General features: G+C 68.6%; 11 protein-coding genes and 3 pseudogenes. 7 read left to right on the top strand and 7 right to left on the bottom strand.

What is annotated here, in order from left to right:
* Both RH94_RS43740 and RH94_RS46675 read left to right on the top strand, forming a co-directional pair.
* Window positions 1-510 (top strand): serine hydrolase (locus RH94_RS43740; protein ID WP_234425851.1); only part of this gene is annotated, 510 nt, incomplete at its 5' end.
* Window positions 511-564: 54 nt separating this feature from the next.
* Window positions 565-822 (top strand): annotated as a pseudogene (locus tag RH94_RS46675) (transcriptional regulator); the annotation flags it as partial.
* On the opposite strand, the gene RH94_RS17710 reads toward RH94_RS46675, so the two are convergent.
* Entirely contained in the window at window positions 803-1,462 is a 660-nt protein-coding gene (locus RH94_RS17710; RefSeq protein ID WP_073948548.1) for an HAD family hydrolase, read from the bottom strand. The pseudogene RH94_RS46675 and the gene RH94_RS17710 overlap by 20 nt on opposite strands.
* Window positions 1,463-1,725: 263 nt before the next feature.
* Between RH94_RS17710 and RH94_RS17705 the strand changes: the two genes are divergently transcribed.
* Together RH94_RS17705 and RH94_RS17700 are read left to right on the top strand one after the other, a co-directional pair.
* Window positions 1,726-4,767, top strand: a complete 3,042-nt coding sequence (locus RH94_RS17705; RefSeq protein WP_143204036.1) for a coiled-coil domain-containing protein — start codon at window positions 1,726-1,728, stop codon at window positions 4,765-4,767.
* Between the two features lie 304 nt (window positions 4,768-5,071).
* On the top strand, window positions 5,072-5,794 hold the full coding sequence (locus RH94_RS17700) for a hypothetical protein (protein WP_073948546.1): 723 nt from the start codon (window positions 5,072-5,074) through the stop codon (window positions 5,792-5,794).
* A gap of 171 nt (window positions 5,795-5,965) precedes the next feature.
* On the opposite strand, the gene RH94_RS17695 is transcribed toward RH94_RS17700, so the two are convergent.
* The 5 genes and pseudogenes from RH94_RS17695 to RH94_RS43730 form a co-directional block, all read right to left on the bottom strand.
* Window positions 5,966-7,288: a 7-cyano-7-deazaguanine synthase gene (locus RH94_RS17695; RefSeq protein ID WP_073948545.1), complete on the bottom strand. Its 1,323-nt coding sequence runs from the start codon at window positions 7,286-7,288 to the stop codon at window positions 5,966-5,968.
* Entirely contained in the window at window positions 7,285-7,896 is a 612-nt protein-coding gene (locus RH94_RS17690) for a hypothetical protein (protein WP_073948544.1), read from the bottom strand. Before RH94_RS17690 ends, RH94_RS17695 begins: the two co-directional genes overlap by 4 nt.
* Before the next feature lie 1,269 nt (window positions 7,897-9,165).
* On the bottom strand, window positions 9,166-10,239 hold the full coding sequence (locus RH94_RS41440; protein WP_073948543.1) for a hypothetical protein: 1,074 nt from the start codon (window positions 10,237-10,239) through the stop codon (window positions 9,166-9,168).
* 188 nt (window positions 10,240-10,427) lie between these two features.
* Window positions 10,428-10,703 (bottom strand): annotated as a pseudogene (locus RH94_RS17680) (LacI family transcriptional regulator); the annotation flags it as partial.
* 47 nt (window positions 10,704-10,750) lie between these two features.
* Window positions 10,751-11,011 (bottom strand): annotated as a pseudogene (locus RH94_RS43730) (DNA-binding protein); the annotation flags it as partial.
* Window positions 11,012-11,091: 80 nt separating this feature from the next.
* Here RH94_RS43730 and RH94_RS17670 point away from each other — a divergent pair.
* Together RH94_RS17670 and RH94_RS17665 are read left to right on the top strand one after the other, a co-directional pair.
* Complete coding sequence (locus RH94_RS17670) at window positions 11,092-11,298, top strand: hypothetical protein (protein WP_073948541.1); 207 nt, start codon at window positions 11,092-11,094, stop codon at window positions 11,296-11,298.
* Between the two features lie 276 nt (window positions 11,299-11,574).
* Window positions 11,575-11,952, top strand: coding sequence for a hypothetical protein (locus RH94_RS17665; protein WP_073948540.1), 378 nt, complete (start codon window positions 11,575-11,577; stop codon window positions 11,950-11,952).
* 347 nt (window positions 11,953-12,299) lie between these two features.
* Here RH94_RS17665 and RH94_RS17660 read toward each other — a convergent pair whose 3' ends face one another.
* A complete protein-coding gene (locus RH94_RS17660) occupies window positions 12,300-13,202 on the bottom strand; it encodes a LysR family transcriptional regulator (protein ID WP_073948539.1) in 903 nt (300 codons plus the stop codon).
* A gap of 126 nt (window positions 13,203-13,328) precedes the next feature.
* On the opposite strand from RH94_RS17660, the gene RH94_RS17655 reads away from it, so the two are divergent.
* The gene (locus tag RH94_RS17655) at window positions 13,329-14,408 is read left to right on the top strand and encodes a DMT family transporter (RefSeq protein ID WP_407697329.1); all 1,080 of its coding nucleotides are present in this window, start codon (window positions 13,329-13,331) and stop codon (window positions 14,406-14,408) included.
* Window positions 14,409-14,419: the final 11 nt, after the last annotated feature.

Here is a 14,419-nt window from a genome sequence, read left to right as displayed (position 1 = left end):
CCCGCCGAGTCGCTTCCCGAGGAACTCCGCGAACTGGTCGCCGCCTGGCGCGACCCGGACTCCTTCAGCAACAGGGCGTACGCGGTCACCGACCCCGTCGAGATCGACTTCGGCTCACCGGAGGTGCAGGCCGCGGAACTCCCGGCCTCCAACGGCATCGGCACCGCACGCGCGCTTGCCCGCATGTACGCCGCACTGATCGGCGAGGTGGACGGCGTGCGCCTGCTCACCCCGGAAACCCTGGCGTCAGCGACCAGAGAGCAGGTCGGCGGGAAAGATCAGGTGATGCTGGTCCCGAGCCGCTTCAGCGCCGGATACATGCTGCCCACCAAGGCCAACCCCATGACCGGCCCGAACGCCTTCGGCCACACGGGCCGAGGCGGCTCACTCGGCTTCGCCGACCCGGAGCACGGCATCGCCTTCGGCTACGTGATGAACCACATCATCGGGGGGCCCGATGATGTGCGTGCGACCTCGTTGGCCGACGCGGTGCGAAGGTCACTGGTGTAACTGGTCGAGGTACACGCCGCAAGACCGCAGTACCGTCCAGCTGACTGCCTGCCACCCGAGTCGGACAAGCAGCGCACTGTCGTCCTCGGCGACCTCGCCGCGGTCGAAGCCGCCGACGGAAGGCCGGAGGAAGCGTGCCGCTACGCCATCCAGGCTCTCGATCAACTGGCGATCACCTGGTACGCCACCGGCATAGGCCGCGTCCGCGAGGTCCGCCGCACGCTCACCCCGTGGCAGAACAAGCAGTGCGTGTGGGACCTCGATGATCGTCTCCACAGCTGGGGGACGATGGTCAGCGCCCTTCAGCGTTGAACTTGGCGACTTTCTCCGGCAACTCCGCGAGCGAGTCGATACGCATCGTCGTGATCGCGTCCGCGTCCGGGTCGCGCTGCTGGATCGTGCCCCAGGGCCCACGCCGGATCAGGGCGGTAAGAAGCCCTGCTTGGATGGCCGGGCGGATGTCGTTGTCGAGCCGGTCACCGACGTACAGGATTTCCCCCGGCTCGGCAGGCGCCGCCTCGATGACGCGCTTGAAGAACCTCACGTCCGGCTTCGACACCCCCCAGTCGTCACTGGTGGCGACCATGTCGGACGGAAGGTCCAGCTCCCGCAGCAGGCCGCCGGCCCGGACGGTCTGGTTCCCGGCGATGCCCACCCACAGCCCCGCCTCGCGCAGCGCGGCCAGCGTCGGTCGAACGTCCGGATACAGGTCCCCCTCGCCGAACCACTCCGGCTGCCCGGCAGCCGCTCGCTTCTCCCGCTCCTCGGTCAGATCGAACCCGGGCCGGAACTCCTGGAACGTCTCCCGATAGTCGCGCCCTTGCGCGATGACGGCGCCGAACATGGCCGCGAAGGTGTGCCGCGGCACTCCCAGCCAGTCCGCCCATGTCCCGTACTCCCGGGTCTCGTCAACGAGGCACTCACCGACATCGAACACCACAGCACGAATCATGTTCCGCAGGTTAGACGGTTCAGCACAGCGGGCGAAGCGGACCTCTCGGACAGCAACGGTCTCGACCGCCTGGCGGGAAATGCTGGCCTCGGAAGGTCAGGGCCTCGAATACACCAAAGTGTTGGACCCCGGCAGCAAACTCTGTCCGATCCGTTGGGCCCTCAAGTCACACTTCACATGTTGTGCGCTCGCATGGGGGAGTCCATCCTCAATTCACTTGCCTTGCCCGCATGTTGTCGTACGCCTGCTTCGGAGGGTCGAAGGTGCCGCAGATCGACACCCGTCTCGTCCAGACCGCAGTCATCGGGGGACGGGACTCGGACCAGCCCGTCATCCTCCCCGAGGAACCGCACAACCTGGACGAGTTCCGTCGTCAGTTCGGCACGGACCGTTTCTGGTGCGGCACGCTCCTCGGCGGCTGCGGGGAAAAGCTGATGACCAAGCGGTACGAGACCAAGGTCTGTCACTTCTCCCACTACCCGGATCGCCACGGGGACCGCGCGGTGTGCCACCGCACCGCCAACGGCGTGGACAGCGCCGATCACCTGTTCATCAAGGTGCATGTGACCCGGTGGCTGGCGAGCCAGGGGCACGCGGCGCGGGCCGAGTTGCGCAGCCTCGGGCACGGCCCGGGCGACGCCGTGGACTTCTGGCTACGCGCCACGGAACAGCACCTCCGGTTCGAGCTGCATCCGGAGGACTACCGGAGCTGGCGCAAGGCCGCGGACAGTCTGGGGGCCAAGGAAGGTCATATCGAATGGGTCTTCGGGCCCGACGGCGTGATCACTCGTGACATGATGGCCCGCCAGGGCTATGCCCTGCGTGTGCGGTGCGAGACGAAGGGTAATGACCGTCGCGTTCTCATCGGCACCGCGACCGAGAACCGTGCTGTCGCGTGGGCGCCTCTTGAGCAGTGCCGGATGACCAGCAGCGGCCTCGTGACACCTGCCCTTGAGGAACTGCGTGCCGAGGGGATCATCCGCGAGGGCGGCATGCGCATGGACCCGCTCCCGGGCAGCCTGCCGTTGCGCGGTGCCGAGATCGTTTTCGCGGTGGACACGGAAACCGCGCCCCCGGCGACGTCGCCGTTCGCCGCGCCCGGCCGGCACCTGGTGTCGGGCTTCGTCAAGCCGGCGGGGAGCCGCATCATCCGGGCCCACCTGTCGCTGCCCGAAAAGATCCCGGTTCCCACGGAGCAGTACGTTTACCAGTTGTCGGGCGCGGTACGGCTGTTGATCACGGATCCTGATGAAGGAAACGGCTCATCGTGGGCGGTCCGTGCAGACAGCCTTGTGCAGCTCAACGGTCTGGACGCAGAACGCACCGGCCTGTGGCGCCCCAGCGTGGCCCTTGACGAGCAACTCGACACAGCGCCTCGTTCATCACCTGTTCGCACCGAGACCACGCCTGCTGAGCCCATACGCAGCAGGGCGGCCACCGTGCTCCGACAGGCACTGGAACGAGTGGCTCGAGAAGGCACCACGACCACGTGGCACGAGCTCGCCCACCGGACTGGGCTCGACCTCGCTCACCTGCCGGACCCCAAACGTCGAGACCTGCTGGTCGCGGTGGACAAGCCACTGAGCCCCGACCGGCCGCTGCTGGGCGTCTTGATCGTCGCCAGCTCCGGGCGCCCTCTTCCTTACCTGGGCACCGTCCTGCGGTTGCTCGGAGCCGCTGCTCCAGCCTCGGAGGCTGCTCTGCGCCGGTGGAGTGAGGCCGCGATCAGGAAGGCGCATGAGGCGTATGGCCACAAGCCAGCGCCCGTGCCGACGACTTCCGCAGCATCACCCACCGAGGCAGTTGCCGCAAAGGAGGCGACCCGGCACTCCGACTCCGTCGAGGCATCCCGACAGTTGGTGGTCATACGGGCGAGGCTGCGAGAAGCGGCAGCTGTGCTCCCCCGATCAAGCGGCCGTCGCGCCACTCGCCTGGTGCAAGCCATCGCACAAGGTGAGGCGCACGCCAGGCAGTATCGCGACGCCCGCCGTGAAAGCCGCACTCTCCGTGCCTGGCTGAAGGCCAGTGACCCCATCCTGGATGAACTCGACCGTCTGATCGGTCGCCCGATCACGCCTTTGGAGCCGGCCAGCCGGCCAGCCGACAACAGGAATTCGGCACAGCAGCATTCCAAGGCCCATGGCGGAGGACCGAACGACTCCACGGCGGTCGGCCAAGGAGAGCACGATCGGCGAATCGAGGCGGCGCGGCGTGTCGCCCGCATCTCGGAGCTCTTCGTGACAGCGAGGATTGCTGGCGATCTGGCAGAGGCAGTAAAGCTTCGGCAAGAGGCGGAGAGGATCAGCGACCACGAGCTCACGGGAGAGGTGCGAGAGCGTCTCCACCGTCTGCGTGCTGACATGCGGGAGTGGATCAGCACCCGCGAATCCGAGCAGGCTCACGACGCGGTGCCCGCCGAAGACTCGACGGAAGCGGCACAGCTCGCCGCTTTTGCCGAGGCACGGGCCGAATTCGATTGGCTCGTCCAGGAGATCGGCGCCGCCCAGGAAGCCGGAGATCGGGCGGCAGTAGAGACGGCCCGGCGCCTGGCGGGCCCGGTCTACGCACGGCGACTGTCACCGACCGACCGGGAGAAGTACACGCCCTTCATGCGTGAAGTGAAGGCGTGGTGCCGTGAGCGGGACCCGAAGAAACAAGTGGACCCGTCTCTTCGGAAGATCCGCCAGCTGCTCGCCGAGCTGGGCCGCACCCGTGAGACCCGATCCGCGGATGAACTCGCCGATACACTCGACGAGATCGTGAGGCTCCGCCGCCAGCTGGCCCAACCGCTACCCCCTGCGGAGGACAGGGAAGTGAAACGCTGGCAACGCCGGTTGAAAGACCACAGGCCCGTCGAGCGCGAGCGTTCCGCGCCGGCGGAAACAACCGCGCCGCGGAACGCGTCCCCCCGGCAGACGGACGGCACAGCCGAACCACGGCATGCTGATCGCCTCCCGATTGAGACCATCGACAAGCTCGCAACCGCTGCCCACGAGATCCTCGCGGACGCCGCCCGTAGCGGCGGCAGACTCTTGACGTGGAGAGACCTCCGTCTGCGGATGGGCGGCGGTCTGCCTCACCTGCACCCCGATGACCAAGGCGAGTTGCTCGTGGCCGTGGACCGGGAAACACCGGCCGACGAACCTTTGCTGTCCACGCTGATCACCAGCACGGACGCTTCACTGCACTGGCTCTACCGCCACGTTTGCTTCAGCCTCGGCCGCGAGCGCATCCCGGCTTCGGAGCTTGAAGCCCACTGGGCGACCGAAGTATTGCGGCTGCGGCAAATCTGGCGTTACCGATAGTGAGTGGATCCGCCGGGATCGCGCTCGGCAGTCCGAACCCCGGTCGACGCCCGCGGTTGAGGATCGCCTCCCATTTCTGAGGTGATCGCTTCCCGTTCGGCGGTGGGAACGTTCCCTCACTTCGGGTTCAGTAGCGGATCTCGCCGACGGGAGGGCACTGGTCTGACGCAAGGATTCACCATCGGCTTGTCCGGACTGGGTAGAAGAGCTGAGCACCGGAGGTCCTGAGGAACGCACGTACTGCGGCTCTGTCAGTGCCTGCGCATAGCGTTATCCCTGTCCGACCCGAGAACAGGGAGCAGGAATGTTCGATCGCGATGTGGACTACCCGTGCGCTGTCGCCAGCTATGACGCTGAGGGTGTGGGCGCGGCCATCGACTGGTGCTGCGAGCACATGGAGGACGGCGACACACTCACCGTATGGACCAGCCTCAAGTCCAACCTGCGCAACTACTCGGAGTTGGAACAGCTCGTCAACCGACACTCCAATGTCGAGCACATCACCGGCAGAGGTGGCGGGTTCATCCGTGGAATCGGTCCCGTGCTCATGGCCTGGCCGGACATGGCAGACATCGGGAAGCTGGTGCAGTACGGCAGCCACCGCATGCGGGCGCTTTGTGTCATCACGTGGAGCGAAGACGGGATCAGGCCGTGGGTGACAGCCGTACGGCCTTCGATCCTGGGCGACGGCTCGGCCTGGGAGGACCTGACACCCGAGCTCGACCCTGTCATCGTCGAGGCACTGAAGAGCCTGACGTTGACGATCAACCACAACAACACCATTTCCGCAGGCTTCGAGAAGGACACAGTCGTGAGCAGCCTCCTTGCGCTGCACGACGCTGACATCTGGATGGACGGTGAGGCCATGCAGGGGTGGGCGCTCGCAAATGGGTGGTCGGGCAAGAACCCCGAGCACCTGGCCAAGTATGCGGAGGACATCAACGCAGGAAAGCGTCCGCGGTGTCGCCGTGTACTCCGTCCGGACTACATCGACAGTCTTCGCCGCCGAGCCGCGGACGGCGCATAGACGCGGGTCACGTCCGCTGGCCCGGCGCTGGTTGACCGCTCGAGCGGACGCCCCTGCCCGTATGCATCCACCAACAATACTGACAGCGCGGCACGAGTCCGGTTGGATGCCGTCCATGACCACCAAGGCGGCCTGGTGCGAGCTGGATCTCGCCTGCGCCTCCTGCGCCGCCTACGCCGCGTCAGCGGCCTCAGCTGCCCCCGCGATCTGAAGCAGTCGGGCCAGCTCCTCCCGCCCGCGCCTGACCAGATCGAACGCCGCAGCCGGGTCCGTGTCCGGCGGTAGCGGGGTATCGGTGAGGACATCCGTAAGGGTGTACCGGCCGAGCAGCCACCGTTGCAGTGCGCGCCAGTCGGTGCCCCGGTCGAAGGGGAGGTCGTCCGCCCATGGCAATGCCTCGTACTGGGTGCCGTCGGTGCCGTTTGCGTGGAGTAGCCCGGAACGGCGCACCAGACACGGGAAGCACACGCCACAGTTGGCAAGGGGAGGGCCGCCGCTGCGGCGGGCGGGCGGCTTGCCGCAGCTCAGGGTGGATTCCAGGTCGGACGGGGTAAGGCCCGCATCACGTCCAGCCCTGCACACCTCGCCCTTCGTCAGCTGCGCCCAGGGGTTGACCACCCGTACCGCGCTTCCGGCGTCACCCACGGCGGTTACCAAGGCGTTCAGACAGCCCAGCGTCCACGGGTGCACGGAGCGGGTGGAGCAGGCGGCCGAACGCGCGGGTGTCAGGGGCGGGTTGAGGGCGAGCTGGCCGTTCTCAGGGATGTGGACAGTGACCACTCCGTGCGCGGTAGCGGCGCGGACCGCGCCCGCCGCGTACAGCAGACCACGGGTGCGGGAGGAGGTTTCCAGCCGCAGCCCGGAGCCGTCGCCCGCCGGGGTCTGGCTCATCGGTAGCAGAATCACCGGCCGTGGTCCGTCCAGTCGTTCGACGGCGTTGTACACCCGCTGCTGGAGGCGCAGCAGGCCGATCTCTCGGAACATCACGAGCAGCAGCGGGCGGGGATCGTCGGCGCGCGAGCGGGTGGCGGCCCAGCTGAGAGAATCCAGTCCACCGGAGAACAGCGCGACTTCCGAGGCACGCGGGTCGTCGGGGAAGATCATCGCCTCCTCGACCTGGTGGCCGGTGAGAGGCCGGAAGTCCACATTCCAGAGGTCCCCGGTGAGGATCTGGAGGAGTGCGGTCAGGTGGGTACGGACGGCTGCGCTCTGCCACCGCTCGTGTTCCGTGACGGGCACGGCGAGGCGGATGCGGCGGGTCCACCGGTCCCGGACGCCGGTCCGGCGGACGTACTTGTCGGCGATGAACGCGGCCCTGGCGACGCGGAACAGGTCCTCGGCCCAGTCGGGGACCGGACCGGGCAGGTGGTGCCGGCCGATGATGCGGCGCTCCTTTTCCTGGAAGGCTTCCCTGCCGATCTCCGTCCAGCGGGCATCGCGAGGCAGGTCCGCGCGGTGGCCGCGCCACCACAGGAAATGGTCGGAACCGGTCACGCCGCAACTCCCTCTTCTCCGGTGATCTCCTCAGTGATGAGACCGAGTACCTTGCCGACCGCCCGCGGTACCAGCGACTCGGCGATCTTGGGCAGCACGGCCGACGGATCCTGCGCAGCGCCCACTACCGACTGCGCGGTGTCCACGGCCTGTGCGAGATCCGTCGCTTCGGCGGACTCCTCGCAGGGATTCGGCACCAGGTCCACCAACTTCTCCGCGACCCAGTCGGCGATCTTGCCTTCCGGGTCGGTCGCGATGAGCACCGGCACGGCCAGTTTGACGTGTTCGGCGACAGCGGACCGGAGGAACTCCCCCACCATGTCGGCGAAGAACACCTGGTAGAGATCGCACAGGATGTCCCAGGCAAAGCCGCCGCCCGCGGCACCCCCACCCATGGCGTCGTCCAGCTCGGGATGCCTGTCCCGGACATCGCGGATCGCCGCGGCCATCCCCCTGCGCACCGCGGCGTCGGCGAGCGTGCCGCCGTCTCCGCCGACCTCCGAGACGAGACGTGCGACGAGCGCGTCCGCCGACTCCGCGCCCTCGGCGGCCAGCGAGCCCAGGACCCCGGCGAGCCGTTCACCGGCTACACAGGCCGTGTCGTACAACCCGAAAGCTGATTGATCGACACGGAGCGTCTCGTGCAGGGCACGCAGATAGTCCGCGGCGATCTCCTCCAGCCGCTGATCCGCGTTCCGCGAGTCCTCTCGCCAGCGCGCCAGCCGCCTCGCAGCAGAGCTCCACCGGTCGCCGCTCGGCCCCTTCCATCGCGTGGATGTCCCCACAGCACCCCCAACCGATGGTGTTCCGCCCCGCTCTCCCAGCCATGGCATCAGACCGGACGATCCCCAGGTAGGGCGGGACTCGGCCAGGGCGGCGCGGACCGGTTCGGCGATCAGCCGGCCAGGAATATCACCTTCTGTGACACACGCACCTGGGAGCGCGACCAGACGTAGCGCTGAGTCATGGACATCGCGCAGGCCCCAGGCCAGGGCAGGTCAGGGTCTGGCGAAATTGGTCCTTGCGCCGTGTGTCGTGTGGTTCGCGCCTGCTGTGGAACGCTAGCCAGCTCCGCGTGGCTCAGCGGAGGGTCGGACTGCTCGCCGCGGTCGGCCTCCGTGGACACGGCGCGAAGGGCGGACTCAGCGGTCGCTGGCTGAGGTCCCGCTGAGAGCCGTTTGGGAGCCAACCCGCTCCCCAAGCCCCTTCCAGACCACCCGAGACCATCTCAGCCCAATGCCCTGACCAGGCAAAACAGCAAACCACCCGGTCCCGCTCCCACCCGGACCTCATTCGGGACGAAGAGGTCGTGGGTTCAAATCCCGCCACCCCGACGGTGAAGTACCAGGTCAGGGGCCTGATCCGCTCAGCGGGTCGGGCCCCTGAGTGGTTCCTGGGGTCATTTTGGGAGCCGTTTGGGAACCGACTTCAATAGCGGGCTCCCGGGTCGCCGCCAGAGCCTGGCCGCCCTCAGACGGCAGTGAACGGCATGTGGCGCGCCCAGCGCACCGTGGTCGTCGGTGATCCGCTGCAGCTGGCACCCGCCGTTGTCCTACTGTGGACCGCGCAGCGTGCCCTGCGCGAAGAAGATGGCGTGGGCTGGGAATGGCCGCCCAGCCGCACCTCGGTACAACAGCTGGCCGACCGCACCAACCACTACGGCACCCTGCTGCCCGCCGAGCTCCCCGACGTACCCACACGGTGTAGACCGCGGGTGATGGGGCTCCTTGAAAATCCTCATCGGTGTTCTTTTCCCTACTTGGTTGCGGCCTCAACGAATGGGCAGTGAAGGATGCTGGACACCAGGTCGTGAAGCACGGTGGGGTCCTTGATCGTCATGGCGCGACGGTCCTGGGCGATCGAGCCATCTGGTGGTGTCAGCCGTGGTCTTCCCAGTCGGCGGTGCAGAACCTGGCCTCGCTGACCACGACGTCACCGGCTCTGGTGGCCCGCACGTACATGTTGAGCCCAGCCGGTCCCAGGTCACCCGAGCATCCGATGACCAGTCCCATCTCCTCGTTCTCCGCGCGCTGTTCCAGGGCCGCGTCGATGGTGGAAACCGTCTTGCCGATGAGGTCGATGCCGTCAAAGTCGACCTGGGGACCGGTACGCCCGTGCACAGTCACCGCTCCCAGAGTGGGGACGCCTTCCCGATACCAGTAGTGCGCGGTCACCCCGGCCGCGTCGAACCGGTCCTCATTCAGGTACCACTGTCCGGACTCGCGATACCAGTAGTGGGGAAAATGCCCCCGGCGGGCAGCCGGCACTTCGCCGCCCAGCGCCGCAGCCACCTGCTGCGGGCTCATCCCGAACCTGAGCGGACCGACGCTCTCCAACGGCGTCCACTCCCAGCGCCGCCGGTCCTGGTCGGCCGTCACCGGCCAGCCGCCGGGGTTCACCGGCTGCTCGCGAATGTCCCACCAGTGGACGATCGTTTCAGCCCCGTACGGGTCCTCGGCCAACTCGGGGGCGACCAGCAGGGCCTCGGAGATCATCCTGTCCGTCCGCTGCACGTATCCCTCAGACGACAGCTCCCACGCCTGCGCGGCTCCCATGGACAGGCCCCATGCCGCCACTTCCGGGTCACCGCCCCAGTTCACCCGGCCCTCCACCCCCTCCTGGCGCGCGAGTGCATCGATGTCCGCGCGCACCTCGGACGGCACCCGGGCGATCAGTTCGACGTCACGGAAGCGCACCAACGGCCCGCTCATCGCATCGATCGCCACCGCGACCAGGAGCATTCCCGGCCCGTGGATCGCGGTCACACCCGCGTCGCCGTACCTCTCCCAGGACGATCCGCTCCGGGCAACCTGCGAGCCGCTATTGGTCACTCCCCCCAAGGCCGCCTTGACCTCGTCGGGACACATCCCGAACCGCAGCGGCCCCACCCCCACCAATGGATTCAGCAGCCACTGCGCCCGCTCCCCCGGCTTCCTCTTCCACCAGGCCACGACACCCCTCCGCCATCGACTCGCACATCCCGGCGCACTTGCCGCTGATCTTGAGCGTCACCCTAAGCAGCCTCTCTGACATCGGGCCGCCGACAACCTCGCCGACGGCACGGCAGCGCTTGTGAGGATCTGCCTTCCTACGGAGCGTGTTGCAGGGCTGGATACGGGCAGAGCGAGGTGGGGAACACGAGATGGCGCTTGTAGTTCTGCATGGTCGACGCGGCCAGGTCCTGGGCGTCGTACCAGCGGTTCACGTACTCGCCGAACGTCTCCTGGCCGAGCGCCGGATCGTGCCGGTCGCCTCGCCGGTACTTGTTCTCGGCCTCACTCGCGGCGCGCTGGGCCTCGCCCTTGGTGGCGAACTTGATCGCCTTGCCGCTGTCGTCGACGACCGTGAGGTGCTTGCCGGGTGCGGTCTTGTACCGGCCGTGCCAGTAGTTTCCGCGCTTCTCCGCGAAGCCCAAGTTCCGCTGCCCTCCCGTTGCCTCTGCTTGCTTCCGCCGCGGTACGGCTACGCGACGGCCCCGTACTGCTTCCGACGCGGCGGCCGGGCTTGCAGGCGGGTCGCCGGAGCGGCCGGCGGGCGGCGTGGCTGCACGGAGCCGTGCGAAGCAGGTGCGGAGGGTGGAGCAGCCGCTCCATCGACCAGCTGCGCGGGGCGGACCGGCCGCTCCTCGTGCAGGCGGACGATCTCCGCGAGATGGCCGGCGGTGAAGCGGTAGGCGCGGCCGACACGGGTGTGTGGAATGAGACTTCGCCGGGCCCGGCCTCTCTTGTGGGGCCGCTGGCCAGTTTGCTGTGGCAGGTGACTCCAGCGCCTCCTGGGCTTCTTGGGGTCTTACGGTGTCGGCCATGGACCTCGTGATAACCCTGGCGGTGTTCAGTCCAGCCATCGCCTTGGGGCTGGCCCTCGTGACCGACCACAGAGGATTGAGAACCTTCTTCCAGGGCGGAAGTACCGAGCAGAAGTACCGGATCCCAGTCCTCTTGACCGGCTGGCTCTTCGTCGTCCTTCCCCTGTACGCCATTGTGGGCGCAACCATCATGATGTTCTGGTGAACCTGCGCGCGGAGCGTGCTTGCCAAGGCCGCGTCCTACGGCTGACAGCAGCGGCTGAAACCAACAGGCGCGTACATCTGCGGTCAGCGTCGAACCTCAGCAGACGATCTGCCAAGGCCCAACGCGAGTTGTCGAGGTCCTCGAGACCCCGTGATCGGCCTGATAAGGATGAGGCCAGACTGCAAGTCCTGTTCCCGGAGGGGCCGTTGTCCTGTCGCGGGGTGGCGCCTCTCCGGCTTGGCTCGGTCGTAAGCCCGCACCGAACGGAGACCTACTGTGCTGACCTCCCATTTCTCCCGCGCCGACTGGTGGATCGCCGCCTTCGTGGCGGGCACCGCGGCAGCAGTGGCGTTCCGAGCCCTGGTATTCGAGAAGAAGAACAGGTGGAAGGCGGTCCTGCCCCCGTTGGTCGCCGGGCTCGGCATCGCCCTGGGCTCGGCGGCGCGGGGCATCGAGGGGAACACCCCGCTGCAGCTGTACACGGCGGCCATGCTCGCCCTGGCCCTGATGAGGGTCATCTTCGCGGGCTACATCAGACGCCTGATGGAACAGGCCCGTTCCGGACAGCCCGTACAACCGCCGAAGGCTTGGCAGACCATGGTCTTCGTCCTCACTCTCATGGCCATCATGCTGGGCATCGCCGTCACCCTGTAAGCCCGGCCGAAGCCCTGATCGCCTGCGTCCTGCTGCCTGGCTCCCGCGGATCCAGCCCACAGCGGAGGCCCGGTGCGCTGTCCGGGCCGTCTCCGGGCCGTGCGAGGTCATCCGACGCCGACCAACAACGACAGAAGCCCACGGCATCTGAGCTGGTCAGAGGTCGTGGGTTCACATCCCGCCGCTCCGGCAGTGAAGTACCAGGTCAGGGGCCTGATCCGCTCAGCGGGTCGGGCCCCTGAGTGGTTGTGGGGCCCGGGGAGGGTCGGCCTCGGGCTTCGTCGAGTACGTCGATCGTGCCGCCTGGTACGCGCTCCTGCCGTCGGCCCGAGCCGCCTGGGGCGGGGTCAGTCCGCTCCGGGGGCATCGGCCGCGTCGCGCAGCGCCTGCAGCAGGCTGCGCAGGGCGGGTTGTTCGAGGGCGGTCCTGCGTACGGCCGCCGAGATCACCCGGACCGGTTCGGGGTTGCGGACCGGGCGGACGACGACGCCGGGGTGCCGGCCGCGCAGCCCCAGCCTCGGCATCAGACCGACGCCGAGACCGGCCGCGACGAAGCCCTGCGCGGTGGCGTAGTCCTCGCTCCTGATGACGAAGTCGGGGCTGAAGCCGGCCGCCGCGCAGGAGTCGATCACCGGTTCCAGGCAGGGCCCGGGCGGCTCGCTGCCGACCCACTGCTCACCGGACAGCTCGTTCAGGTCGACGGCCTCTTCGCCCGCGAGCGGATGACCGAGGGGCAGTACGGCGGCGTACGGGTCGTCGAGGAGGTGGACGAGCTCGAAGCCGTCGCCGGCGCGGTCACGCGTCTGGACGACCACGGCCAGGTCGGCCCGGCCGCGTACCACCTCCTGGAACGGGTCCTCCGGGTCGGTGAGTTCGAGGTCGACGCGAACGCCGGGGTGTTCTGCGCGGAGCCGGGCCAGGGCGGGGGCCACCAACGCGGAGCCCGCCGTGGCGAAGTAACGGACCGACAAGCTGCCGGTGCGTCCGGCGCGGAGGTCGGCGAGGGCGCTCTCCGCCTGGGCGACGGCCGCGCTGATCAGGGCCGCGTGCTCGGTGAGCAGCAGACCGGCGGCAGTGGGCCGCACCCCGCGGCCGACGCGTTCGAGCAGCGCCGTACCGGCCTGTTTCTCCAGCGCCGCCACCTGCTGGCTGACGGCGGACGGTGTGTAGCCGAGGTGGGCCGCGGCAGCGGTGACCGTGCCGCTGGTGACCACCGCGCGCAGGACCTGCAGTCGCCTCACATCGAGCATGTAGCAGAGCTTAACAAACTCAGTAGAACCATTTGCTTGTCCTCACGGTTCATCCGGGGCATCGTCGAGTCGAAGGGCCGGGCCGGAGGCCGAACGAGCCGAGCATCGACCGCAGGGGGAAGCATCGTGAACAGCAGCGGTCGGCGTCTGTGGAGCGGGTTGCGCGTGGCCGTGCTCGCCCTGCTGTGGGGCTCGACCTTCCTCTGGACCGAGCTGGCGCTGCGCGGGCTCTCCCCGCTCCAGGTCACGTTCGCCCGCTGCGTCCTCGGCGCGCTCGTCCTCACGGCCGCCTGCCGCGCGACGGGCCGGCGCATGCCCCGGGGCGTCGCCGTCTGGCGTCACATCGTCGTCGCGGCCTTCTTCTGCAACGCGCTTCCGTTCGCGCTGTTCAGCCTTGGTCAGCAGACCGTCGGCTCCGGTCTCGCCGGAGTCCTGAACGCCACGACCCCGCTCTGGTCGATCGCCCTCGGTCTCGCCCTCGGCTCGGAACGCGGACTCCGCCCGGCCCGCACGGCGGGCCTCCTGCTCGGCTTCGCCGGCACGGTCGTCATCCTCGCCCCGTGGCGGTCGGCCGGAGCCACCGGCTGGGGGGCGCTCGCCGTCCTCGGCGCGGCCGCCAGTTACGCCGTCGCGTTCCACCACATGGGTCGCACCCTGGCCGGCAAGGGCACCCCCACCCTCTCGCTCTCCGCCGCCCAGCTCGTCGCCGCGAGCGGGCTGACCGCCGTCGCGATGCCGGTCGGCGGCCTGGAGCCGGTCGACCCCGGCCCGGCGGTCCTGGTCGCGGCCGTCGTCCTCGGTGTCTTCTGCACCGCGGTCACCTTCCACCTCACCTACCGGATCGTCAACGACGAGGGCGCCACCAACGCCGCGGCGGTCGGCTATCTGCTGCCCGTGGTCTCCGTTCTCCTCGGCGCGGTCGTCCTGGGCGAGAACCTGAGCGCCCGGGTGGTGCTGGGCATGGTCGTGGTCCTCGTGGGCGTCGGGATGACGCGGCGGAACGGGGCAACGGCCGCGACTGCGACTGCGACTGCGACTCCGGCTCCGGCTCCGGCTCCGGCTCCGGCTCCGGCTCCGGCTGATGAGGGGGCGGTGGAGGACACGTCCACAACCGCCGCCGCCGTCCCGGCCGCCCGCCGCGCGGACCTGGAGAACGCGCGACGACCTCCGGTGAGCCCCGGCTGTGGTCGGCGTACCGCGAGCTGACCGGGTGTCGA

The sequence above is a fragment of the Streptomyces kebangsaanensis genome (assembly GCF_001906585.1).
GTDB lineage: Bacteria > Actinomycetota > Actinomycetes > Streptomycetales > Streptomycetaceae > Streptomyces > Streptomyces kebangsaanensis.
Note: the sequence above shows the minus strand (reverse complement) of the source record. Positions and strands in the feature narration are given on the sequence as shown.